Source organism: Pantoea sp. M_10, from assembly GCF_008631515.1.
Lineage (GTDB): Bacteria > Pseudomonadota > Gammaproteobacteria > Enterobacterales > Enterobacteriaceae > Pantoea > Pantoea anthophila.
The window spans coordinates 389,578-411,227 of sequence record NZ_VWUL01000001.1 but is presented as its reverse complement, the minus strand read 5'-3'; the positions used below and the strand labels follow the sequence as shown (position 1 = coordinate 411,227).

The following is a 21,650-nucleotide window of genomic DNA, read 5'->3' as shown; positions in this document are numbered from 1 at the left end:
CATGTTTGCGCTGGTGGATGTGAACTGCTTTTACGCGTCATGTGAAACAGTTTTCCGGCCCGATCTGAAAGGCAAGCCGGTTGTCGTGCTGTCGAATAACGACGGTTGTGTGATTGCACGCAGTGCTGAGGCAAAGAAACTCGGCATTAAAATGGGCGCTCCCTATTTTAAAATGCGTGAAGAGCTGACGCGTCACGCGGTACAGGTCTTCAGCTCAAATTACGCGCTCTATGCTGACATGAGCCATCGGGTGATGACCATACTGGAAGAGATGGCCCCATCGGTGGAGATCTACTCGATTGATGAAGCCTTTATGGATCTCACCGGCGTGCAGAACGCTGTGGCGCTGGAGACGTTTGGTCAACAGGTCCGGGAACGGATACGTAAAGAGACCCATCTGACCGTGGGTGTCGGCATTGCACCGACGAAGACGCTGGCCAAACTGGCAAATTTTGCGGCTAAAAAGTGGACAAAAACCGGCGGGATTGTTGATCTGTCAAACCCCGAACGACAGAGAAAGCTGCTGGCGCTGATTAATGTCGCCGACGTCTGGGGTGTCGGGCACCGTATCAGTAAACGGCTCAACGCGATGGGCGTGATGACGGCAAAAGATCTGGCGGATCAAAGTACCGATTTGATCCGCAGGCAATTCAGTGTGGTAATGGAACGTACCGTCAGAGAGCTACGCGGCGAATCCTGTCTGGATCTGGAACCGGACGAGCCTGATAAGCAGCAGATTATGTGTTCACGCTCATTCGGCTACCGCATCTCCGATTATCATCAGATGCGGGAAGCTGTCTGTGCCTATGCTGAGCGTGCGGCAGAAAAGCTGCGTCGCGAGAAGCAATATTGTCGTCAGGTCGGGGTCTTCGTACGCACCAGCCCGCATGCCGCTGATGAGCCTTTTTATGGCAACCAATCGACCGCCCAGCTTCTGATCCCGACTCACGACACCCGCGACATTATTCGTGTCGCGATGGCGTGTCTGGATAATATCTGGATTGAGGGCCATCGCTATATGAAGGCAGGGATTGTGCTGACGGATTTTTTCAGTCAGGGAGTGGCTCAGCTTGATCTCTTCGATGAACATCAGCCACGCCGAAATAGTGAAGAGCTGATGCAACTCATCGACAGGATTAACACGCGCGGTAGCGGGAAGCTGTGGTTTGCAGGTCAGGGCGTAAACAAAGCCTGGGCGATGAAGCGCGATATGTTGTCGCCTGCCTATACCACACGGGTAACGGATCTGCCTGTGGCGGCGCTTAAATAGAGACTCTCCTGTTTAGTTATGCGGTCCGCGTCGTAATGCCAGGCAAAAATGTCGGATAACCCCGCGACCCGATTTATTTCAGGTGCCTGGTAGTATGTACCTGATATTTATCTGATGCCCTTAGTCTCTGGCCCTGATTTCTTCGGCAAAACAGTGCTCCAGCGCCGTAATCACAGCCCTGATGCGTGCGACTTTTTGCAAATCGGGATGGAGCACCAGCCAGATATCAACCGGATCGCGTTTTTCAGGCACAACCGGGATTAATTCCGGATCGCTGTTAGCTAAAAATGTTGAAAGCAGACCGATACCCATCCCGCGTTTAATAGCGGACTGCATCAGCAACTGCGTGTTGCACTCCAGCACGACCTGCTGACTGTTAACTGTAAAGCCACACAGGTTTTGCCGATGACGTGGCACCCTGTCTGCCGGAAACATGACCAGCTGATGACCGCTTAATCCGTGTTCCTGATTCGGTGCTCCGAACCGATCCAGATAACGCTGGCTGGCATAGAGTCCCATCTCAATGGTCGCCAGGCGTTTAACGATTAACTCTTCTGAATCGGGGCGGGCACCACGAATGGCGATATCCGCGCCGCGGTATGAGATATCGGAGAAACCGATTCCGGTCAGCAGGGTTACGGTGATATCCGGATATTGTTCGCGCAGACGTTGAATGGCAGGCATGACAAATACAGTGGCAAGCGTGTCTGTGCTGGCGATGCGCACGTTACCTGCAAGGGTGTTATCGCCGCAGGCGGCTTTACGACTCATCGCCTGCATGGCACTTTCCATAGCCGTGGCTTCTGTCATCACCTGATCGCCAAACTCACTCAGCGTAAAGGCCCGGGGCGTGCGTATAAACAACCGCGAACCGAGTGCGCTTTCAAATGCGGCAATACGTCGTCCTACTGTCGCCTGGTCGACGTTCAATGATTTTGAAGCACCCCGCAACGTTTTTTGTCTCGCCAGCGCGAGGAAAAAACGGACATCATCCCAGTTCATTTCTTACCTTCTTCCTTAACATGAACACGTTCTTACCGCGGCAAGTGTCAATGTTCACGGATTCAATATCAATCGTTTATCGGCAGAATAATCTGCCGGTACGGCGTGACGTTTGTGACATCATTCGTATCCCGACGGCATCAGGCTACAGGTTTATCCCATGCTGCGTAGTCTTAAAGCCTGAGCATGCCTGGACCGATGTGACAAGCAGCATTATTGAAGCCCTGTGATGCAGTTATGGGGATGTACCGGTTCTCTGCCAGGCCCTATGATGCCCGCCTCTCATTACGCCCGAACGTCAATATGACCCGGTCATGCTTATGAAGTATGCGCTCAGGATAATAAACATGTCAGAAGTTAACCTCATGGCGGATAGTTCTCATCACGCCACTGTAAAGATGCGAGCCTTATGCTTTATTGCACTGGCGCTGGTCGCTGCCTTATTAAACAGCAGTGCACCAACGCCGCTTTATCCCCTCTATCAGCAGCAGTTAGGTTTAACCGCTGTCAGCCTGACGATAATCTATGGTGCGTATGCGGGAGGGGTTTTAATTGCGTTATTCAGTGTGGGAAATCTTGCCGGTAAAGTGGCTGACCTGCGCAGTCTGATGATGCCTGCGCTGCTGGCCGTCTTTGCGGGTGCCTTGCTGTTTTCCCTGGCCGACTCGTTTGCCTGTCTGTTTATGGCACGTCTGCTGGCGGGCCTCGGAACCGGAGCATTAACCGGCGCAGCCAATATTGCTCTTTTGCGTTTTGGCCCGAAAGATGGTGGTAAAGCTGCAGCTCTGATCGCAACGCTCTCTTTCACAACCGGTCTGGCGCTGGGGCCCGTTTTCAGCGGCGTGGCGATTCAGACAGATTTCTACAGCCAGACGCTGCCGTTTGTACTGATTATGATGACGGCCGCGATCGCCCTTATTGGATTGCGCCTGAGCTGGCCAGCGCATCACCATGACCAGCCCAGGGTTGTGTCATCCTCGTCCGCCATCTCAGCGGATGCAGCACTAAAAACCGGACTGAAAGCGACGGGTATACGGTTTTTTCTGTGTGCAGGTGCGTTGTTTATGAGCTGGGCATTTGCCGCCAGCATTTTATCGATTGGACCGGCGGTCGCTGAGCATCTCCTCGAAATTCATCGTCAGGGTGTGTATGGCTATGTAATAGCAGTCTATTTGGTTATCGCTGGTATCAGCCAGATTTTAAGCCGCCGGATTAGCGCTCGCACCTCTCTCGCGGCAGGCTGTCTTACTCAGGTCATTTCTATCATGTTTTTTTCCTGGGCTATCAGCACTCACTCTTTAACAGGGGCATGTGCCGGACTGCTCGTGGCCGGATATTCTTATGGTGCGATTTTTGTGGGAAGCGCGACACTGGTCAATATGATCTCCCCAGCGTCCAGTCACGCAAAACTGATTTCACTGTTTTACGTCATTGCCTATATCGCTAACTGGGTGCCTGTGCTGTTAGGTGCGGTGGTGGATCACGCCAGCCTGAATCTGGCCGTTGATCTGCTGTTCAGCGTCGGTGCGTTTATCTGTTTACTGCTGAGCATCACGGTGTTCTGGATAAAAATGGAAAAACGCGACTAATCTTCAGCCATCAGGCGTAGTCTGATGGCTGCCGTGACGGCCATTACCAGCTGTTGTGCCTCATTTCCTGCAGCCTTGCCGCTTTTTATCGGAGGCGTATAACGCGCTGTCGTGCTGACCATCTGTACTTGTTGCCTGCGCCTGCGCTAGAATCCCCGGTTGATTTGACCGAAATGCACCTCTTCAGGCCGGTAATAATGATCACGACAGCGACAGCGCAAAAAAGCAGAGAGCGGGGACGGCCCAGAGAGTTCGATATCGAGCAGGCTCTGGATCACGCGATGATCGTTTTCCGGCAAAAGGGGTACCATGCAGCCTCCATCGGCGATCTGAGTGAGGCGATGAACCTCTCTGCAGGCAGTATCTATAAGGCGTTCAAAGATAAACGCTCACTGTTTCTGCTGGTCTTCGAGCGCTATCTGCTGCTGCGCAATGCCGATCTGCGCCGTCGTCTGGCCCCCTGCGTGAGCGGGCGGGAGAAGATCACCGAGCTGTTACAGTTCTATCTGGATTCGGCGCGGGCGACGGAGGGACGGCGCGGCTGTCTGGTTGTCGCCAGTGCCATTGCGTTGCAGACAATGGATGAGGCGCTGGCGCAGCGCATCAATGAAGTTGTGCAGCGCAATCAGCGCTTCCTGGTTTCACTGCTGGAGCTGGGGCAACGGGATGGCTCTATCGATAACACGCTGGATAGTGAAGCGGCAGCGGGTCTGATTCTCTGCATTGCGTTTGGTATGCGGGTGACAGGCAAGGTGGGCGATATGGTCAATGAGCAGCAGACGCTGGCACTGGCATTGAAGGTGCTGGGGTAACAGCGAGCCCGCTGTGTGACGCGACACCCTCCGGAGCATCTCCGGCACGCGGGGGGCTGAAACGCCCCCGACGATTAACGGCCGAACAGCAGGCTGATGAGCGCGTGATAGTGGCGCTCTTCTTCCTGTGAAGAGGCGGTTTCAAGGCGGCGCAGCAGTTTGGTGCAGATCGATTTGCGATTCACGTTCTGACCGGCATTCAGAATTTCCACCACCACCTGTCCCAGCGTCTCTTGCTGTGAAGGCAGGCTTGCCGCATTAAAATAACGGGCAATGTCGTCTGCCGTTTGTGGCAGTCTCTGGTTCGGGTACATGGGTCGTTTCCTGGCGGATAGTTCAGCATCTAACGAATAGGTACAAAGTTATACAATATTGTCTGTGTTGTACAGCTATTTTGGCAGAAATCGCCTGCTTTTTATTCAGCACGGCTGCGCTGACAGTGGCAGGGTAAAAAACAGGATGAGCGGAGTCGGCGCAGGGTGCAAAACCAGCAGGCGGGCGCAGACTGACAGCACCCGACAGCCTGGCCTGCAGCATAACTAGCGGTAATCTTTCAGGAAAACCGGTGCCTGTCCGGTCTCAACCAGCCAGTTAAGTTCGGCGCGGTCGCGCGATGCGGCTTCGGTGAAACTTTTGAGCCAGTTTCGCGCATCGGCAATCTGGGCGACGCGTTCATCACTGCGCTCATGCTCGGCCATTTCACCCAGCTGGCGAATCAGTGAAACGAGCGTGATTTCCTGCTCTGTAAAAGCCAGATTAATTGCCGCTTCACCAAGAATCATATGACCGACGTTTTTGTCATAATACACCATATGTCATCTCCTGATTAATGAGCCATACGCCAGTTTAGTTAAAGGCGTCTCTGACTAAAAGAGCAGAAATAGCAGGTCAAAACGATCGGTCTTTTCCCAAAATAAACGGCACCTCAAAGCGAAGCGCTAACCTGTTAATATTCCAGCATAAAAAATTTCAGACACCTCTGTTCATAAAATAACTGAGCGATTTTGACGATTAAACAGAGAGGGAGATGCCTGAAATTCAGATAAGCCAGCGACTCTGGCCAGGCACAGGGTCACATTAAAGCGCGCCTGTTTCAGCAACAGAGAAAGGAGAAGGGGTTTATAAAAAGAGGCGGACGACTGACAGTCAGAATAAAGCCGCCCAAAGGCGGCTTTATTCCACAGAGAGCGTTATTTATTCGGTACTTCGGAAACCGCTTTAACGTCGGCTTTATTAATCTGTTGCTTCACGCCGTTTGCATCGGTGTAAGCCAGCAGGCCTGCATCAGATTCTGACGGTTTGCCATCACTAATAATGGTGCGTCCATCGTTAGTCTGAATCGCATAGCTGGTGCGGGTGCAGCCAGTTAATACAGTCATACTAATCAATGCGGCGAGCGGTAAAATCAGCGCTTTTTTCATCTTATTCACCTTATATTAGTTATCGAGTTCACTCATATTACTGATCTCATTGCGATTGATTTGCTCAGTTTTTCCTGTCTGAGCATCGCGATAAGAAACCAGACCGGTATCTGAATCAATCTGCGGTTTACCATCGGTCACGATGGTGCGGCCATCAGTGGTCTTAATCGATTGATTTGAAGAGCAGCCTGCCAGTGTGCCTAAAGAGAGAGCCAGCAATGCGATAGCTGACAGGGATTTCATTTTCATTTTTTGTTCTCCATGAATTCATATCCAGACGTTTACAGCATAGACGCCTTTATAAATTTTGCTGGCCCTGACCCGCTCCGTTGCGTTTTTTTTAAGCAAAAACAGTGGCCGCTGTGATTATTTCCGACGCTGAGTCCGGGAAATAGCATTTATTGCAACTTTATATTGTCGGCACGGACGTTTTGCGGCGCTGGCATCCCGTCACAATAAGCACAAAGCCAAAGGCGAAAATAAGATCGGAGATAAGGGCCGCTATTTTGTTAACGTCCGAACCGTCAGCAGGAGAATAGATCGCAGCGCGGAACGCGGGCGCTGGGGAGAACTCTCCTGCAGAGGAGGATGAGTGGCCCGAAGCCGGTGCGATCCCGGGCCAGAGAGAGGCTATCAGAGGACAGAGTCTTCGCCCGCTTTGGCGGCCGCTTTTTCCGCCTTCATGGCGCTGACCGGATCGGAGGCGCTCAGCCAGCGGTCAAACTTCTGGTAGGTGTCGATAAAGGTCTTAAAGTAGCTGCTGGCAATGGTGGCATTCTCTTTGTGATTCATGAACGCCACAGCCAGCTTGAATGCATCTTCGTTATCAAATTTCATGTTGGTTTCCCTCGCTTAAGATGCATAGAGCGTAGCCTGATAACGCGACCTCTGCATTCAGACAACCGCCTGAAAAGCGACAATAATTCTCTCTGCCCGACACCATTCATCCGATTGGCGCGGATTCCCACTTACTTCACGCCAAATCCTTCTTATAATGCCAGCTTCACTTGTGAAGGGGACCCGCTTATGTCGAAAGGATTAATCGTTGCCGCTGTGCTGCTGCTGTCGGGTTGCAGCCTGTTGCATAAACAGCCGCCAGCGCCGCAGACGCTGCACTATCGCTGTGGGACGCTGCCGCTGACCGTGACGCTGGATGAGGGTCAGCAGCAGGTCAGTTTCATTATGGACGGCCAGCCGCTGACGCTGAAGCAGACCGTATCGGCGTCCGGTGCCCGTTACAGCGATGGCACCTATGTTTTCTGGTCTAAAGGCAACGGCGCATTTATTGAACGGAACGATAAAATTGTCGTGAACGATTGTGAGCTGCAACCTGCCAGCTGACTCTTTATCTGAAAAGGCGAGCATTATGAGCGACAGCGAAACGCTACACACCATTGCCCATCTGCGGCGTGAGTATACCCGCGGCGGATTACGCCGGAAGGATCTGCCGGACGATCCCGTCGTCCTGTTTGAACAGTGGCTGAGCCAGGCCTGCGAGGCAAAACTGCCCGATCCGACGGCCATGACGGTCGCAACCGTGGATGAACAGGGCCAGCCGTGGCAGCGTATCGTGCTGCTGAAGCACTTCGATGCGCAGGGCATGGTGTTCTATACCAACCTCGGCAGCCGCAAGGCGTTACAGCTGGCAAACAATCCGCGCATCTGCCTGCACTTCCCGTGGCACTACCTGGAGCGTCAGGTGATGGTGCTGGGCGAAGTGGAAAAACTCTCGCCGCTGGAGGTGCTGAAATATTTCCACAGCCGTCCGCGTGACAGTCAGATCGGGGCCTGGGTGTCGAAGCAGTCGAGCCGTATTTCGGCGCGCGGCATTCTGGAAGGGAAGTTCCTTGAGCTGAAGCAGAAGTTCCAGCAGGGCGACGTGCCGCTGCCCAGTTTCTGGGGCGGCTATCGGGTGAAATTTCATACGCTGGAGTTCTGGCAGGGGGGCGAACATCGCCTGCACGATCGTTTCATCTACCAGCGCGATCACGATGGCTGGAAAATCGACCGTCTGGCACCCTGAATCTGCACGATTCCCCCCTATCAGCGCTGGCACAGAGAGCGTCAGCGCTTTATGCTATAGCCCTGATTTTTTTCGATTCCGCATCCCGGCGGAAAGCTGTGTACCAGCCTAGGTGCAGTCTGATCAATTTGGAGTCAGTAATGACCAGCAGTAACCTGATACAACAATTGCAGGAGAGGGGCCTTATCGCCCAGGTGACGGATGAAGAGGCGCTGACAGAGAAACTGGCGCAGGGGCCAATTTCGCTCTATTGCGGCTTTGACCCCACAGCCGACAGCTTGCATTTGGGCCATCTGGTACCGCTGCTCTGCCTGAAGCGTTTTCAGGATGCCGGCCACAAGCCGGTGGCACTGGTCGGTGGCGCAACCGGCCTGATTGGCGACCCGAGCTTCAAAGCCGCAGAGCGTAAACTTAATACCAGCGAAACCGTCGGTGAATGGGTTGAAAAGATCCGCCAGCAGGTGGCTCCCTTCCTCGACTTCGATTGCGGCAGCAACAGCGCAATCGCCGCCAATAACTACGACTGGTTTGGCAGCATGAACGTGCTGACCTTCCTGCGTGATATCGGCAAGCACTTCTCCGTCAATCAGATGATCAACAAAGAAGCGGTGAAGCAGCGTCTGAACCGTGACGATCAGGGCATCTCCTTTACCGAGTTCTCTTACAATCTGCTGCAGGGCTATGACTTTGCCTGCCTGAATGAGCGCCACGGCGTCTCGCTGCAGATTGGCGGATCGGATCAGTGGGGTAACATCACCTCCGGTATCGACCTGACCCGTCGTCTGCATCAGAACCAGGTGTTTGGCCTGACCGTGCCGCTGATCACCAAATCTGACGGCACCAAGTTCGGTAAAACCGAAGGCGGCGCAGTCTGGCTGGATGCGAAGAAGACCAGTCCGTACAAGTTCTATCAGTTCTGGATCAACACTGCGGACGCAGATGTCTATCGCTTCCTGAAGTTCTTCACCTTCATGAGCATTGAAGAGATCAACGCGCTAGAAGAAGAGGACAAAAACAGCGGCACCGCGCCACGTGCGCAGTATGTGCTGGCTGAGCAGGTCACGCGTCTGGTGCATGGCGAAGCGGGTCTGTCGGCGGCGAAACGCATCACGGCCAGCCTCTTCTCCGGCGCCGTGAGCGATATGACCGAAGCGGATTTCGAGCAGCTGGCGCAGGATGGCATGCCGACCATCACCCTGAGCGCTGAAGACGATCTGCAGCAGGCGCTGGTGAAAGCGGATCTGGTGCCGTCACGCGGTCAGGCTCGCACCATGATTGGCTCCAACGCCGTCTCTCTGAACGGTGAAAAGCAGTCTGACGCGGAATACCGCTTCAGCGACAGTGACAAACTGTTTAACCGCTTCACGCTGCTGCGTCGCGGTAAGAAACATTACTGCCTGATTAACTGGCAGTAAGATTTCAGGGCCGGTCTCCGGCCCTTTTTTATGGCAAGGCAGGACAGGGCAAACAAGTGAAAAATATTTTAGCGATTCAGTCGCACGTTGTTTTTGGTCACGCCGGGAATGCGGCGGCTGAGTTTCCGATGCGCCGCCTGGGTGCAAACGTCTGGCCGCTGAATACCGTGCAGTTTTCCAACCATACGCAATATGGCCACTGGACCGGCACGGTGATGCCAGCAAAGCACTTAACCGACATCGTGAAAGGCATTGCGGACATCGACCGTCTGAAGACCTGTGACGCGGTGCTGAGCGGCTATCTGGGCTCGGCGGAGCAGGGCGAACAGATTCTGGAGATTGTCCGTCAGGTCAAAGCGGCCAACCCGAACGCCTGGTACTTCTGCGATCCGGTGATGGGCCATCCGGAGAAAGGCTGTATCGTCGCCCCGGGCGTGGCAGAGTTTCACTGCAAAATGGCGATGCCTGCCAGCGACATCATCGCGCCGAACCTGCTGGAGCTGGAGATGCTGAGCGAACGCACCGTCACTGATGTGGACGCGGCGGTGGACGCAGCACGGGTGCTGATCGCTCAGGGGCCGCGCGTGGTGCTGGTGAAACATCTGGCACGTGCGGGGCGTCGCAGCGATCGCTTTGAAATGCTGCTGGTGACGGCAGAGGATGCCTGGCACATCAGCCGTCCGCTGGTGGACTTTGGCGTCCGTCAGCCGGTCGGCGTGGGGGATCTGACCAGCGGACTGCTGCTGGTTAATCTGCTGCACGGTAAATCGCTGCAGGATGCGCTGGAGCACGTCACCGCTGCCGTTTATGAGGTGATGCTGAAAACCCATCAGATGGGTGAGTATGAGCTGCAGCTGGTGGCGGCACAGGATGCCATCGCCCATCCGACCCAGCACTTCGCGGCTGAAAAGCTGTAACGCATCAGGGCCGGTTATCCGGCCCTGTTCACTCAGGCTAATCCTTCGGCCCTGAGTGCCGCCTGCACCGCAGGCCGCTCTGCAACCCGCTCAAACCACGCCTTCAGCGCCGTATACTCAGACAGATCCAGCCCCAGCGCGTTTGCCCAGCGCGTCACCACGAAGAGATACGCATCGGCCACGCTGAAGTGCAGCCCCATCAGCCACTGTCTGTCACGCAGTGATTCATCGACAAAACGAAATTTTGCTTCCAGCTGGCTGCGGGTCTGCGCTTTTACCTCGTCAGAGTAACCCGGCCGGAACAGCGGCCCGAAACTTTTATGCAGCTCACTGCCAACGTAGCTGAGCCACGCAACGGTCTGGTAGCGCGTCAGGCTGCCAACCGGTGCCAGCAGGTGGCGATCGGGTTTCAGATCCGCCAGGTACTGCACAATGGCGACACCTTCCGTCAGCACGGTGCCATCGCTGAGCTGCAGGGCGGGCACCTGACCTTTGGGATTGATCTGGCGAAAGTCGTCGCCGCGTTCGGTGAGCTTTGTAGCCAGATCAACGCTGACCTGGGTGAAGTCGAGCCCGCATTCGCGCATGACAATGTGAGGTGAGAGCGAACAGGCACCCGCTTTGCAAAACAGTTTCATAACCCGGTCTCCTTGTGGCAATGGGGTTACTGCATAGTAAATGCTCAGAGCAGAATTGCCAGTGACAGGGATCAGGGAATAATCAGGGGGAGACGTCAGCCATAAAAAAGCCGGGCAGAGCCCGGCTGAGAGATGACAGGGTGGCTGTCAGGCCTGCACATCCCGGGCTTTTGCTTCAGAGTCCTGCGTCATGCGGTTCAGCAGTGGCGCAGTAATCAGCATCAGCACGGCGATCACTGCCGTAGTAATACCAATCTCCTGGAACACACGGCTGTAGGTTGCCAGTGAAATCAGCGGATCGGTCACGTTTTCAGGCACAGCCATCAGGTTAGCGACTTTACCGGCAATCACCGCCGCACCGGCAGTGGTCAGGAACCAGGAGCCCATGATAAAGCCCATCAGACGCTGAGGCACCAGCTGCGCGACCATCGCCAGGCCGAGACCGGAGATCATCAGCTCACCGATACTCTGCAGCGCATAGCTCAGGATCAGCCAGTTAACAGAAACGATACCGGCATCGCTGGCAAACTTCGCGCCCAGCGGCAGCACCAGGAACGCGGCGGAGCAGAGCACCATACCAAAGGCAAATTTGTGCGGCATCGGCAGCTTATCGCCCAGTTTGTTGTAGAGCGACGCCAGCAGCGGGCTGGCCAGCATGATCCAGAACGGGTTCAGCGCCTGGAACTGCTCCGGGGCAAAGGTAATGCCGAAGATAGTGTGCTCAACGTTACGGATAGCGAAGAAGTTCAGGGAGGTCGGCATCTGCATGTAGAGCACGAAGAACAGAATCGCTTCAACCATCAGCAGGAAGGCCACGATCATCTTACGACGCGCCGCGCCCTGCAGCGCAAAGGCTTCTTTGGCAAACACCAGCACGATGCCCAGTGCAATCACCGCCAGCACCACGCGTGCAATCGCCTGGTGATGCAGCATCCAGTTTGCCAGTGCGACCAGCACCACGACGCCCACGAGGGTCATCAGCAGTTTACCGACCTGCAGCGGCGCAAAGTCCGGTTTAGAACCGTAATCTTTGACCATGCGTTTGCAGAACAGGAAGTTGAACAGGGTGATGACCAGACCGATGACGCAGAGGGAGAAGGCGACGCTGTAGCCATATTTTGCGGCTAACCACGGTGTCAGCATCATCGAGAACAGCGAACCGATGTTAATCGACATGTAGAACATGGTGAACGCACCGTCGAGACGCGGGTCATCTTTCTCATAGCAGGTCGAAAGCAGCGAAGAGGGGTTCGCTTTGAACAGGCCGCTACCCACGGCAATGGTCGCCATACCGAGATAGACGATACTGACGTTGTGGCCGGAGAAGGCGACCAGCGCATAACCCAGCGCCAGCACCAGCACACCCAGTACGATAACGCGTTTGGTACCCAGCACCTTATCACCGAGCCAGCCGCCGATGGCGACCAGACCATAAACCAGCGCACTGAATGAAGAGAACAGGGTAATAGAGTCTGATTCAGACAATCCCAGCTGCTTCACCAGGTAAACCGCCATAATGGCCTGCAGGCCATAGAAGCCAAAACGTTCCCATAACTCAATCGAAAAGATTAAGTAGAACGCCTTTGGCTGTTTAAACGCATTGAGGCTGACAGCCTCATCAGTGTGTTTGTTTGCAGTTGACACTTGTACCTCAGTTTTGTCACATCCTGTTTCGGGACAGGAATTAAGTCTGCGTCATGTGAGTGTTCCATGCGCAAAATTGTTATCAGAAGGGAGGAGCGGCGACTAATTTGGCTGATTACGGGCAGCAGGGCAAGAGTTTTCTGACACCCCGTGTAACCTGATAATGTCAGGTTAAAAATCTTACAATAAACGATGAGGCAGATTTTAATATTGATCTGAAATATCAATTCAGTATAAAAATGCCAAATGAGGGCGGCTTACTGGATGAAATTAATATTAACTGCTAATGGCGCCTTATGCAGATTAAACGTTTGCCGGATGATAATTCAGCAGCACTAACCGGCAGAAGATGGCTACTTCCCAGGCGATCTGCCGAAAATTAAAACGTTAAGCCTGCCGCATTGATGAAAAAGCGTCCGGGTGACGATCCGGAACACAAAACGGCGATTTATTTCAGAAAGTAAAACAAGAAATCGATTGCGCGGGGCTGGCGGGTACGAAAACCCGTGTTGCTGAGCGCGCTCGACAGAATATTCACATTCCTGTAGCCTCTCAATTTCCCCTTACAGGAACCCGCTATGTCCTCCTCCCTGCGTTTATCACTGGTCGGTGATTACCGCGCCAGTGCGGTTGCCCATCAGGCTATTCCCCTTGCGATTGAACGTGCCGCCCGTCGGCTGAATATCACTGCGGAAGCAGAATGGATCCCCACAGAACAGCTTAGCGAGGCGCATCTGGCGCAGAGTGATGCTATCTGGGTCGTGCCGGGCAGTCCTTATCATAATGACGCGGGTGTCTTTGACACCATTCGCTGGGCGCGGGAAAGCGGCAAACCTTTCCTGGGCTCCTGCGGCGGATTTCAGTATGCGGTCATCGAATATGCGCGCAATGTGCTGGATTGGCAGGATGCGCGTCACGCCGAAACGGAGACGGGCGGGCGACAGGTGATTACGCCACTGAGTTGTTCGCTGGTGGAGAAGCGCGGCACAGTAAGATTTGAAGCGAACTCCCGTATCGCCCTGGCCTATGGGGCGCTCAGCAGCGATGAAGGCTACCACTGCAACTTTGGCGTCAACCCGGCATTCAGTACCGCACTGGGCGAGAACACGCTGCGCATTACCGCCTGGGACGAGGCGGGTGAGGTGCGCGGCGTAGAGCTGCCCGACCATCCCTTCTTTGTCGCGACGCTGTTTCAGTCAGAGCGCGCCGCCCTGCAGGAGAAGGACGCTCCGCTGGTGGTCGCGTGGATGCAGGCCGCGTTGGCGGGCTTCATCAGGTGACACCGTCACGGATAACCGGGCGGGCGCGATGATAACCGTCAGCGATTAAACTGGCGGCGCTGCGCGATCTGTTCAGCGCGCAGCAGCAGGGCCTGCAGATCCTCTTCATCGATATCCAGCAGTTCACCGCCCTGAATCGCCTGATGCAGATCGGCGCGGGTCAGCGGCACCGGCATCGCCACCGGCTCAGGATTACTCTCTGCGGGAGCCAGCGGATGCGGATAGCGGCGACCGGCCAGATTATTAAACAGCAGCGCCAGCAGCGCGAGCGTCAGAGAGTTGAGCAGAACCGGCGTCAGAACAAACTGATAGCCCAGCTGCTGCACCGCAGGTCCGCCCAGAATGGCGGTCAGCGCCACCGCGCCGCCGGGCGGATGCAGGCAGCGCAGCTGAAACATCAGCAGGATCGCCACACAGGCTGCCACGCCGCAGGCGATTGCCGGATCGGGGATCAGCAGGCTGACGGTCACGCCCGCCAGCGCTGACAGGCTGTTGCCGCCGACGATGGCCCACGGCTGCGCCAGCGGACTGGCGGGCACGCCAAACAGTAACACGGCCGAGGCGCCGACCGGCGCGACAAACCAGAGGTTCAGCTCACCCAGCATCCAGTGGCTCAGCAGGCTGGTCAGCATCAATCCGCAGCCGGCACCCAGCGCGGCGAACAGGATATGCTTTTGCGTGACCGCCAGCGGGTGCGGCCAGAATCGCGTCAGGAACTGGCGCAGAGGATGCCTCGCAGCAGGAGGCCGTTCATTCGTTGCTTTACTCACCGGGTCATAACATTTTCTTATCGTCAGGGGCGGCGATTTTCCATCATCAACAGCGAGGTAACAACCCGACAAACTGTGACGTTATTCAGAACGGCAGGAAGGGCGGTGGCTGAGAGAGACGCAGAGGGCAATCAGACGATAAAAAACCCGCCGCAGCGGGTCAGTCCGTTTTTTCAGGATACTCGCAGAGATCCTCAATCAGGCAGGAGCCACAGCGCGGTTTGCGCGCCACGCAGGTGTAGCGGCCGTGCAGAATCAGCCAGTGATGACAATCGACCTTATACGCCGCCGGAACCACTTTCAGCAGCTTCTGTTCGACCTCCTCCACGTTTTTACCGGGAGCAAACCGGGTGCGGTTGCTGACGCGAAAGATATGGGTGTCGACAGCGATGGTTGGCCAGCCAAAGGCGGTGTTGAGGACCACGTTGGCGGTTTTGCGGCCGACGCCTGGCAGCGCTTCCAGCGCCGCGCGATCTTCCGGCACCTCGCCGTTGTGCTGTTCCAGCAGAATGCGGCAGGTCTTGATGACGTTTTCCGCTTTGCTGTTAAACAGGCCGATGGTTTTGATATAGGACTTCACGCCATCCACTCCCAGCGCCAGCATGGCGGCAGGGGTGTTGGCCACCGGATAGAGTTTCGCGGTGGCTTTATTGACGCTGACATCGGTCGCCTGCGCGGAAAGCAGGACCGCAATCAGCAGTTCAAACGGCGAGCTGAAGTGAAGCTCGGTGGTCGGATGCGGATTATGTTCCTGCAGACGCCGCAGGATCTCGGTGCGTTTCGTCTGATTCACACGGCTTTCCCGGCTGCGCCCTGCGGTGCGGCGCTGGCCGCGGCTTCAGCACGCAGTGCCGCGCGCTGCTTCATCTTCTGATCGATCAGGTATTTGCCCGCCAGCATCATGCCGAGGCCAATAAACGCGCCAGGCGGCAGCATGGCCAGCAGCATCGGTGAATCAAAATGGACCACTTCAATGCGCAGCGATTTTGCCCACGGCCCCAGCAGCTGATCGGCGCCGTTAAACAGGGTGCCGCTGCCGATAATTTCGCGCAGCGAGCCCAGCACCACCATGGCGCAGGTCGCGCCCATGCCGATGGCGAAACCATCAAGCGCCGCCAGCGGAATGCTGCTTTTAGAGGCCACGGCTTCGGCACGGCCCACCACGATGCAGTTGGTCACGATCAGCGGGATAAAGATCCCCAGCGACTGATAGAGTCCATAGGCATAGGCGTTAATCAGCATCTGCACGCAGCTCACCACCGAAGCGATGATCATCACGTAGATCGGGATGCGGATTTCCGAAGGGACCCAGCGGCGCGAGGCGGAAATAAAACTGTTGGTCAGGGTCAGCACCAGCGTGGTCGCCAGCCCCAGACCGAGCGCATTGGTAGCCGTTGCGGTGACCGCCAGCAGCGGACAGAGGCCCAGCAGCTGCACCAGCGCCGAGTTGTTCTTCCACAATCCGCCAACCAGCAGACTTTTAGCTTCACTCATTTGCGTCTCCACATTGCGGTAACGAAGAAAGTTTCTCCGGCAGCGTTTTCATTAACAGCGCGGTGCGTTTGGTCGCATTGACCACCGCGCGCGGGGTAATGGTGGCGCCGGTAAACTGATCGAACTCGCCGCCATCTTTTTTCACAGCAAAGGCCTTATCGCCGGGTCCCTGAACCACTTTGCCGTTAAAGCTGTTGATCCAGTCAGAAATCCGCAGTTCGATCTTGTCGCCCAGGCCGGGCGTTTCATGATGTTCAATCACCCGCACGCCCAGTACTTTACCCTGGAAATCGGCACCGACCAGCATCTGTATGGCACCAGAATAGCCGTCAGGCGCGGTGGTCTCCAGTGCGGCAGCCACCGGCCGATCGCCTTTGCGCGCCAGATAGAGGTGATGGGGCGCGCTGTTACCCAGTGCCGGATCGGTGACAACGTAACAATCCTGCTGAATGTTATTGTCATAAAGCGTGGTCGGAACCACCTGATCCAGCAGGTTTTTCTGCTGTAACTGCGTCTGATGTTCAACCGTGGGTTTGGTCACGGTGTTTACTACGGCGGTCGCCGCGGTGGTGATCGCGGCAAACATCGCCAGCGTTACCCCATTTTTACGAATCGTCTCCAGCATCGCTTAATCCTTCTGATGGCCGTAAACGCGCGGCTGGGTATAGTAGTCGATAAGTGGCACGCAGATATTCGCCAGCAGCACGGCAAAGGCGACGCCATCGGGATAGCCGCCGAAGCTGCGGATCAGCCAGACCAGCAGGCCAATCAGCGCACCATAAATCAGGCGGCCCCGGTTAGTGGTTGAGGCTGTTACCGGATCGGTCGCAATAAAGAACGCGCCCAGCATGGTGGCACCGGAGAACAGGTGGATCAGCGGGCTGTTGAGCGAGTCCGGTGAGAAGAACCAGCCCAGCGTGGCGCAGACGGCCAGTGACAGCAGCATCGCCGCAGGAATATGCCAGCGGATAGCATTTTTCCACAGCAGGAACAGGCCGCCCGCCAGATAGCCGACGTTGACCCACTGCCAGCCAAGACCCGCCAGCACGCCGCTGTAAATCGGCTGGGCCAGCAGATGTTCAGCGCTGTGACCCGCGCGTAAGCCGGTTTTAAAAGTATCCAGCGGGGTCGCCTGGCTGATCCCATCCACACCCATCTGCAGCTGCTGCATGGTATCGCCCGCCAGGGTATGTCCGCGGAAAACCATGCTCAGGCTGTCGAGCAGGCTGGGTTTGATCGCCTGAAGGGTATCGGGCGGCAGCCAGCTGGTCATCTGCACCGGGAAGGAGATCAGCAGCACCACATAGCCAACCATTGCCGGATTAAAGGGGTTCTGACCCAGCCCGCCATACAGCTGTTTCGCAATGACCACGGCAAAAAGCGTACCGACGACCACCAGCCACCAGGGTGCCAGCGGCGGCAGGCTGATGCCGATCAGCACGGCGGTCAGCAGCGCTGAGTTATCTGCCAGCGTGCTGGCAACCGGCGCTTTGCGCAGCCGCAGAATCGCCGCTTCGGTCAGCCAGGCGGTGAGCGTCGCCAGTAAAACCTGTAACAGGGTGCCGTAGCCAAAGAAATAACACTGTGCGGCAAAACCGGGCAGCGCAGCCAGCACCACCAGCAGCATGATATTGCCGGTGCTGCGGCGGTTATGGGTGTAGGGAGAACTTGCGATACGAAAAGCCATTTAATCCTCAAGCGTCGTAGACGACTGCGCTTTACGCGCTTTGGCACGGGCGATGGCGGCAGCAATAGCGGCTTTGCGCGCATCATCGGGTTGATTCAGTTCAGGTGCCTGTTCAGGTTCGGCATTCGCATTGTTTGCCTGCTCCTGTGCCTGCTCCGCTTTCTCCACCGCAAAATGCGCGGCGGTCGCCAGCGCGGCGGCGTCGCGTGACGCGGCGTCCGCCTCCTGTTCCGCCTGTGAGGGCTCAGGGGCGCTGTCGGTGGCGGGCGTAGCGGGTTCAGCGTGCTGCGCCTGCGCGGCTTTCTTCGCTTTGGCACGGGCAATGGCGGCCTGCACGGCGGCCTTGCGCGGATCGCTTTCAGCCGGTGCGTCTGCGGTGCCGTCGGTGACAGCCTGCGTGGACGCTTCAGCATTCTCGGCCTGCGCGGCTTTCTTCGCTTTGGCGCGGGCAATGGCGGCCTGCACGGCGGCCTTGCGCGGATCGGTTTCAGCCGGTGCGTCTGCGGTGCCGTCGGTGACAGCCTGCGTGGACGCTTCCGCATTGTCCGCCTGCGCGGCTTTCTTCGCTTTGGCGCGGGCGATGGCGGCCTGCACGGCGGCTTTGCGCGGATCGGTTTCAGCCGGTGCGTCTGCGGTGCCGTCAGTGACAGCCTGCGTGGACGCTTCAGCATTCTCGGCCTGCGCGGCTTTCTTCGCTTTGGCGCGGGCGATGGCGGCCTGCACGGCGGCCTTGCGCGGGTCGGTTTCAGCCGGTACGTCTGGCGTGACTTCAGCAGCCGGTTGCGCTGTTTCCACCTCCGGCTGTGCCGCTTTCTTCGCTCTGGCGCGGGCAATCGCCGCTTCCACCGCCGCTTTACGCGGATCGGTGGTCTGACGCGTGACCGGCTGGGTTTCAGCCTGCGCCTCGGCCTGACGCAGACGCGCCTGCGCGTGGCGGGCTTCACGCTGCGCCTCAAGCGTCGCTTCATCCGGCTGGGCAGCCGGACGCGCGTTCACGCGCGCTTTTGCGGCGGCCAGTTCGCCGTTATCCGTACGAGCCACACGCTGCTTGGCCTCTTCGTGGCGTGCTTCGCGGGCCTGCTTTTCACGCTCCAGTCGCGCCTGACGCGCTTCAAAGCGCGCTTTCGCTTCGAGCGTGCGTTTGGCTTCCAGATCGATGGCGCGCAGTTCCGCTTTTTCCTGCCGGTAATATTGCACCAGCGGGATGTTACTCGGGCAGACATAGGCGCAGGCACCGCACTCAATGCAGTCATCGATATGGTGAGCGCGCGCTTTATCGTGATCGCCGCCCTGGCTGAACCAGTAGAGCTGCTGTGGCAGCAGCTTCGCCGGACAGGCATCGGCACAGGCTGAACAGCGAATGCAGGACTGCTCTTCGTCGTTGTTGCCCATCTCACTGGCAGAAGGCGCCAGAATACAGTTAGTAATCTTCACTACCGGCACATCCAGCGACGGCAGGGTAAAGCCCATCAGCGGACCGCCCATGATCACCATCTGGCGCGGCGCAGGGGTGAATCCCACCTGATGCAGCAGATGACTGATAGGCGTACCCAGACGGCTCCAGACGTTACGCGGCTGAGCAATCGCCTCACCGGTCAGGGTGACCACGCGTTCGGTAATCGGTTCGCCGTTGATAATGGCGCGCTTCACCGCCCACGCGGTGCCAACGTTCTGCATCAGCACGCCGATATCGGTTGAGCGCCCGCCGTGTGGCACTTCCTTGCCGGTCAGGATGCGGGTCAGCTGCTTGGCACCGCCCGAGGGGTATTTGGTCGGGATCACCCGGATTTGCAGATCACGCTCACTGCCCAGCGCCTGCTTCAGGGCGGCAATCGCTTCGGGTTTGTTATCTTCGATGCCGATCAGCACCCGCTCAGCCTGCAGCACCCAGCCGAGAATGCGGCTGCCTTCCAGAACCTCGGCGGCATAATCCTGCATCAGGCGATCGTCCGCGGTGATGTAAGGCTCGCACTCTGCCGCATTGATAATCAGGGTTTTTACCCCGCGCAGGCCACCTTTCAGTTTCGTGGCGGTCGGGAAGCCCGCGCCACCCAGGCCCGCCACGCCCGCATCGTGAATGCGCTGCACGATATCGGCGCGCGGATGCTGGCGATAGTCAGGCAGGGGATCGAGCGGCACCCAGCGATCTTCGCCATCGGGCGTCATAAAGATGCAGAGTTCGGACAGACCGGAAGGATGCGCGGTCATGTGCTGGCCAATCGCATCAATCACCCCGGAGGTGGGCGCATGAACCGGCAGCATACGGCCGGTTCCAAACGTCAGCGGCTGACCGCGCAGCACCTTATCGCCAGGCGCCACGCAGATCTCGCCTTCATGGCCGATATGCTGTTTTAACGGAATAACGAAACGGTCCGGCAGGGGCAGTTCGCTCAGCGGCGTGCCGTTGGACTGAGTTTTCATTTCGGGCGGATGAATGCCGCCCTGAAAATCCCAGACCCTCTCTTTTTTCAGGAAGTTAAACAGATTAAGCATGAGTTTCTACCGGGATCACCCGTACAGGAATGGTATTCAAATCCCACTTCCAGTTAGCTGGCGTGGTGGCAACCGGACGCATTTCGATGCAGTCAGTCGGGCAGGGGGCGACACAGAGATCGCAGCCGGTGCAGACATCGCTCAGCACGGTGTGCATGGCGCGGGTGGCCCCGACAATCGCATCCACCGGACAGGCCTGAATACATTTGGTGCAGCCAATACAGTTGGCTTCATCAATAAAGGCCACGGTGCGCACCGGCTCTTTCGCCGTTTCGTCGCCATCGATGGGCTGCGGTTCAACGTTAAGCAGGGCCGCCAGCTTGAGCATGGTCTGCTCACCGCCCGGCGCGCACTTGTTGATCGCTTCACCGTTGTTACCGACCGCATCGGCATAGGGACGGCAGCCAGGATAGCCGCACTGGCCGCACTGGCTCTGCGGCAGAACGGCATCAATCTGCTCAACAATGGGATCTTCTTCCACCTCAAAGCGGCGCGAGGCGTAACCCAGCAGGCCGCCGAACACCAGGCTCAGCGCACTCAGTACAGCAATAGCAATCCAGATCGCGGTCATCAGAATTTCACCAGCCCGCTGAAGCCCATAAAGGCCAGTGCCATCAGGCCCGCGGTAATCAGGGCGATGGAGTTACCTTTAAACGGGGCGGGAACATTGGCCAGCACCAGCCGCTCACGCATACCGGCGAACAGCACCATGACCAGCGAGAAGCCGATAGAAGCGCTGAAGCCATAGAGCGCGGCCTGCATAAAGGTGTGGTTGAGGTTGACGCTCAGCAGGGGCACGCCCAGTACCGCACAGTTGGTGGTGATGAGCGGCAGAAAGATCCCCAGCAGACGATAGAGCGACGGGCTGGTTTTACGCACCACCATCTCGGTGAACTGCACAACGACGGCGATCACCAGGATATAGGCCATAGTACGTAGATAGACCAGATCCAGCGGCAGCAGGATCAGATGGTTGACCAGCCAGGCGCAGATCGAGGCCAGCGTGATCACGAAAGTCGTGGCGAGGCCCATGCCAATCGCCGTTTCCAGTTTTTTGGAAACGCCCATAAAGGGACAGAGGCCGAGAAACTTCACTAAAACGAAGTTATTTACCAGCACGGTGCCAACAAAGAGAAGCAGATAATCGGTCATTTTTTCGCCTGGGAGCCAGAAAGCGGCTTATTATCATTGATAG

Annotated in this window: 24 protein-coding genes; 8 read left to right on the top strand and 16 right to left on the bottom strand. The window is 56.8% G+C overall.

Features of this window, described 5'->3' with window-relative positions; translation table 11 throughout:
• Nucleotide 1: 1 nt before the first annotated feature.
• Nucleotides 2-1,270 carry a translesion error-prone DNA polymerase V subunit UmuC gene (umuC, locus tag F3I47_RS01980; protein ID WP_046101759.1) on the top strand — a complete coding sequence of 423 codons (1,269 nt, stop codon included), beginning with the start codon at nucleotides 2-4 and terminating at the stop codon, nucleotides 1,268-1,270.
• A 120-nt stretch (nucleotides 1,271-1,390) separates the two neighbouring features.
• Here umuC and F3I47_RS01975 read toward each other — a convergent pair whose 3' ends face one another.
• The gene (locus tag F3I47_RS01975) at nucleotides 1,391-2,272 is read right to left on the bottom strand and encodes a LysR family transcriptional regulator (protein WP_058956546.1); all 882 of its coding nucleotides are present in this window, start codon (nucleotides 2,270-2,272) and stop codon (nucleotides 1,391-1,393) included.
• 347 nt (nucleotides 2,273-2,619) lie between these two features.
• Here F3I47_RS01975 and F3I47_RS01970 point away from each other — a divergent pair, with 347 nt between their 5' ends.
• Together F3I47_RS01970 and F3I47_RS01965 are read left to right on the top strand one after the other, a co-directional pair.
• A complete protein-coding gene (locus F3I47_RS01970) occupies nucleotides 2,620-3,861 on the top strand; it encodes an MFS transporter (RefSeq protein WP_150030057.1) in 1,242 nt (413 codons plus the stop codon).
• A gap of 197 nt (nucleotides 3,862-4,058) precedes the next feature.
• Nucleotides 4,059-4,673 carry a TetR/AcrR family transcriptional regulator gene (locus F3I47_RS01965; RefSeq protein ID WP_140925478.1) on the top strand — a complete coding sequence of 205 codons (615 nt, stop codon included), beginning with the start codon at nucleotides 4,059-4,061 and terminating at the stop codon, nucleotides 4,671-4,673.
• Between the two features lie 74 nt (nucleotides 4,674-4,747).
• On the opposite strand, the gene ycgZ is transcribed toward F3I47_RS01965, so the two are convergent.
• From ycgZ to F3I47_RS01940, 5 genes are all read right to left on the bottom strand, one after another.
• A complete protein-coding gene (gene ycgZ, locus F3I47_RS01960) occupies nucleotides 4,748-4,987 on the bottom strand; it encodes a regulatory protein YcgZ (RefSeq protein WP_009090377.1) in 240 nt (79 codons plus the stop codon).
• Between the two features lie 225 nt (nucleotides 4,988-5,212).
• Nucleotides 5,213-5,485, bottom strand: a complete 273-nt coding sequence (locus F3I47_RS01955) for a hypothetical protein (RefSeq protein ID WP_009090376.1) — start codon at nucleotides 5,483-5,485, stop codon at nucleotides 5,213-5,215.
• 378 nt (nucleotides 5,486-5,863) lie between these two features.
• Nucleotides 5,864-6,094, bottom strand: a complete 231-nt coding sequence (locus tag F3I47_RS01950) for a YgdI/YgdR family lipoprotein (RefSeq protein WP_140028495.1) — start codon at nucleotides 6,092-6,094, stop codon at nucleotides 5,864-5,866.
• A gap of 15 nt (nucleotides 6,095-6,109) precedes the next feature.
• A complete protein-coding gene (locus tag F3I47_RS01945; RefSeq protein ID WP_009090372.1) occupies nucleotides 6,110-6,343 on the bottom strand; it encodes a YgdI/YgdR family lipoprotein in 234 nt (77 codons plus the stop codon).
• A 384-nt stretch (nucleotides 6,344-6,727) separates the two neighbouring features.
• On the bottom strand, nucleotides 6,728-6,931 hold the full coding sequence (locus F3I47_RS01940) for a hypothetical protein (RefSeq protein WP_009090370.1): 204 nt from the start codon (nucleotides 6,929-6,931) through the stop codon (nucleotides 6,728-6,730).
• 189 nt (nucleotides 6,932-7,120) lie between these two features.
• On the opposite strand from F3I47_RS01940, the gene F3I47_RS01935 reads away from it, so the two are divergent.
• The 4 genes from F3I47_RS01935 (at nucleotide 7,121) to pdxY (ending at nucleotide 10,449) form a co-directional block, all read left to right on the top strand.
• Nucleotides 7,121-7,435 carry an MliC family protein gene (locus F3I47_RS01935; protein ID WP_009090369.1) on the top strand — a complete coding sequence of 105 codons (315 nt, stop codon included), beginning with the start codon at nucleotides 7,121-7,123 and terminating at the stop codon, nucleotides 7,433-7,435.
• 25 nt (nucleotides 7,436-7,460) lie between these two features.
• On the top strand, nucleotides 7,461-8,117 hold the full coding sequence (pdxH, locus tag F3I47_RS01930; RefSeq protein ID WP_009090367.1) for a pyridoxamine 5'-phosphate oxidase: 657 nt from the start codon (nucleotides 7,461-7,463) through the stop codon (nucleotides 8,115-8,117).
• Nucleotides 8,118-8,257: 140 nt separating this feature from the next.
• Complete coding sequence (tyrS, locus tag F3I47_RS01925; RefSeq protein WP_150029973.1) at nucleotides 8,258-9,532, top strand: tyrosine--tRNA ligase; 1,275 nt, start codon at nucleotides 8,258-8,260, stop codon at nucleotides 9,530-9,532.
• Between the two features lie 56 nt (nucleotides 9,533-9,588).
• Complete coding sequence (gene pdxY / locus F3I47_RS01920) at nucleotides 9,589-10,449, top strand: pyridoxal kinase PdxY (protein WP_150029972.1); 861 nt, start codon at nucleotides 9,589-9,591, stop codon at nucleotides 10,447-10,449.
• Nucleotides 10,450-10,481: 32 nt separating this feature from the next.
• Here the strand turns inward: pdxY and gstA are convergent, their stop codons facing one another.
• Complete coding sequence (gstA, locus tag F3I47_RS01915) at nucleotides 10,482-11,087, bottom strand: glutathione transferase GstA (RefSeq protein ID WP_009090361.1); 606 nt, start codon at nucleotides 11,085-11,087, stop codon at nucleotides 10,482-10,484.
• 147 nt (nucleotides 11,088-11,234) lie between these two features.
• Complete coding sequence (gene dtpA, locus F3I47_RS01910; RefSeq protein ID WP_009090360.1) at nucleotides 11,235-12,731, bottom strand: dipeptide/tripeptide permease DtpA; 1,497 nt, start codon at nucleotides 12,729-12,731, stop codon at nucleotides 11,235-11,237.
• A gap of 578 nt (nucleotides 12,732-13,309) precedes the next feature.
• Between dtpA and F3I47_RS01905 the strand changes: the two genes are divergently transcribed.
• Nucleotides 13,310-14,011, top strand: a complete 702-nt coding sequence (locus F3I47_RS01905; protein WP_150029971.1) for a CTP synthase — start codon at nucleotides 13,310-13,312, stop codon at nucleotides 14,009-14,011.
• A gap of 38 nt (nucleotides 14,012-14,049) precedes the next feature.
• Here F3I47_RS01905 and F3I47_RS01900 read toward each other — a convergent pair whose 3' ends face one another.
• The 8 genes from F3I47_RS01900 to rsxA all read right to left on the bottom strand — a co-directional run bounded on the left by F3I47_RS01900 (nucleotide 14,050) and on the right by rsxA (nucleotide 21,607).
• Entirely contained in the window at nucleotides 14,050-14,736 is a 687-nt protein-coding gene (locus tag F3I47_RS01900; protein WP_150030056.1) for an HPP family protein, read from the bottom strand.
• 205 nt (nucleotides 14,737-14,941) lie between these two features.
• Nucleotides 14,942-15,574 carry an endonuclease III gene (gene nth, locus F3I47_RS01895; RefSeq protein ID WP_009090357.1) on the bottom strand — a complete coding sequence of 211 codons (633 nt, stop codon included), beginning with the start codon at nucleotides 15,572-15,574 and terminating at the stop codon, nucleotides 14,942-14,944.
• Nucleotides 15,571-16,275: an electron transport complex subunit E gene (locus tag F3I47_RS01890; RefSeq protein ID WP_009090356.1), complete on the bottom strand. Its 705-nt coding sequence runs from the start codon at nucleotides 16,273-16,275 to the stop codon at nucleotides 15,571-15,573. Before F3I47_RS01890 ends, nth begins: the two co-directional genes overlap by 4 nt.
• Nucleotides 16,268-16,900 carry an electron transport complex subunit RsxG gene (gene rsxG, locus F3I47_RS01885; protein ID WP_058956538.1) on the bottom strand — a complete coding sequence of 211 codons (633 nt, stop codon included), beginning with the start codon at nucleotides 16,898-16,900 and terminating at the stop codon, nucleotides 16,268-16,270. Before rsxG ends, F3I47_RS01890 begins: the two co-directional genes overlap by 8 nt.
• 3 nt (nucleotides 16,901-16,903) lie before the next feature.
• On the bottom strand, nucleotides 16,904-17,962 hold the full coding sequence (rsxD, locus tag F3I47_RS01880; protein WP_058956537.1) for an electron transport complex subunit RsxD: 1,059 nt from the start codon (nucleotides 17,960-17,962) through the stop codon (nucleotides 16,904-16,906).
• Complete coding sequence (rsxC, locus tag F3I47_RS01875) at nucleotides 17,963-20,455, bottom strand: electron transport complex subunit RsxC (protein ID WP_150042049.1); 2,493 nt, start codon at nucleotides 20,453-20,455, stop codon at nucleotides 17,963-17,965.
• Nucleotides 20,448-21,026 (bottom strand): electron transport complex subunit RsxB, encoded by a 579-nt coding sequence (gene rsxB, locus F3I47_RS01870; RefSeq protein ID WP_009090345.1) that lies wholly within the window; start codon nucleotides 21,024-21,026, stop codon nucleotides 20,448-20,450. Before rsxB ends, rsxC begins: the two co-directional genes overlap by 8 nt.
• Nucleotides 21,026-21,607, bottom strand: coding sequence for an electron transport complex subunit RsxA (rsxA, locus tag F3I47_RS01865; RefSeq protein WP_003853423.1), 582 nt, complete (start codon nucleotides 21,605-21,607; stop codon nucleotides 21,026-21,028). The genes rsxB and rsxA overlap by 1 nt, the downstream gene beginning before the upstream one ends.
• Nucleotides 21,608-21,650 lie beyond the last annotated feature (43 nt).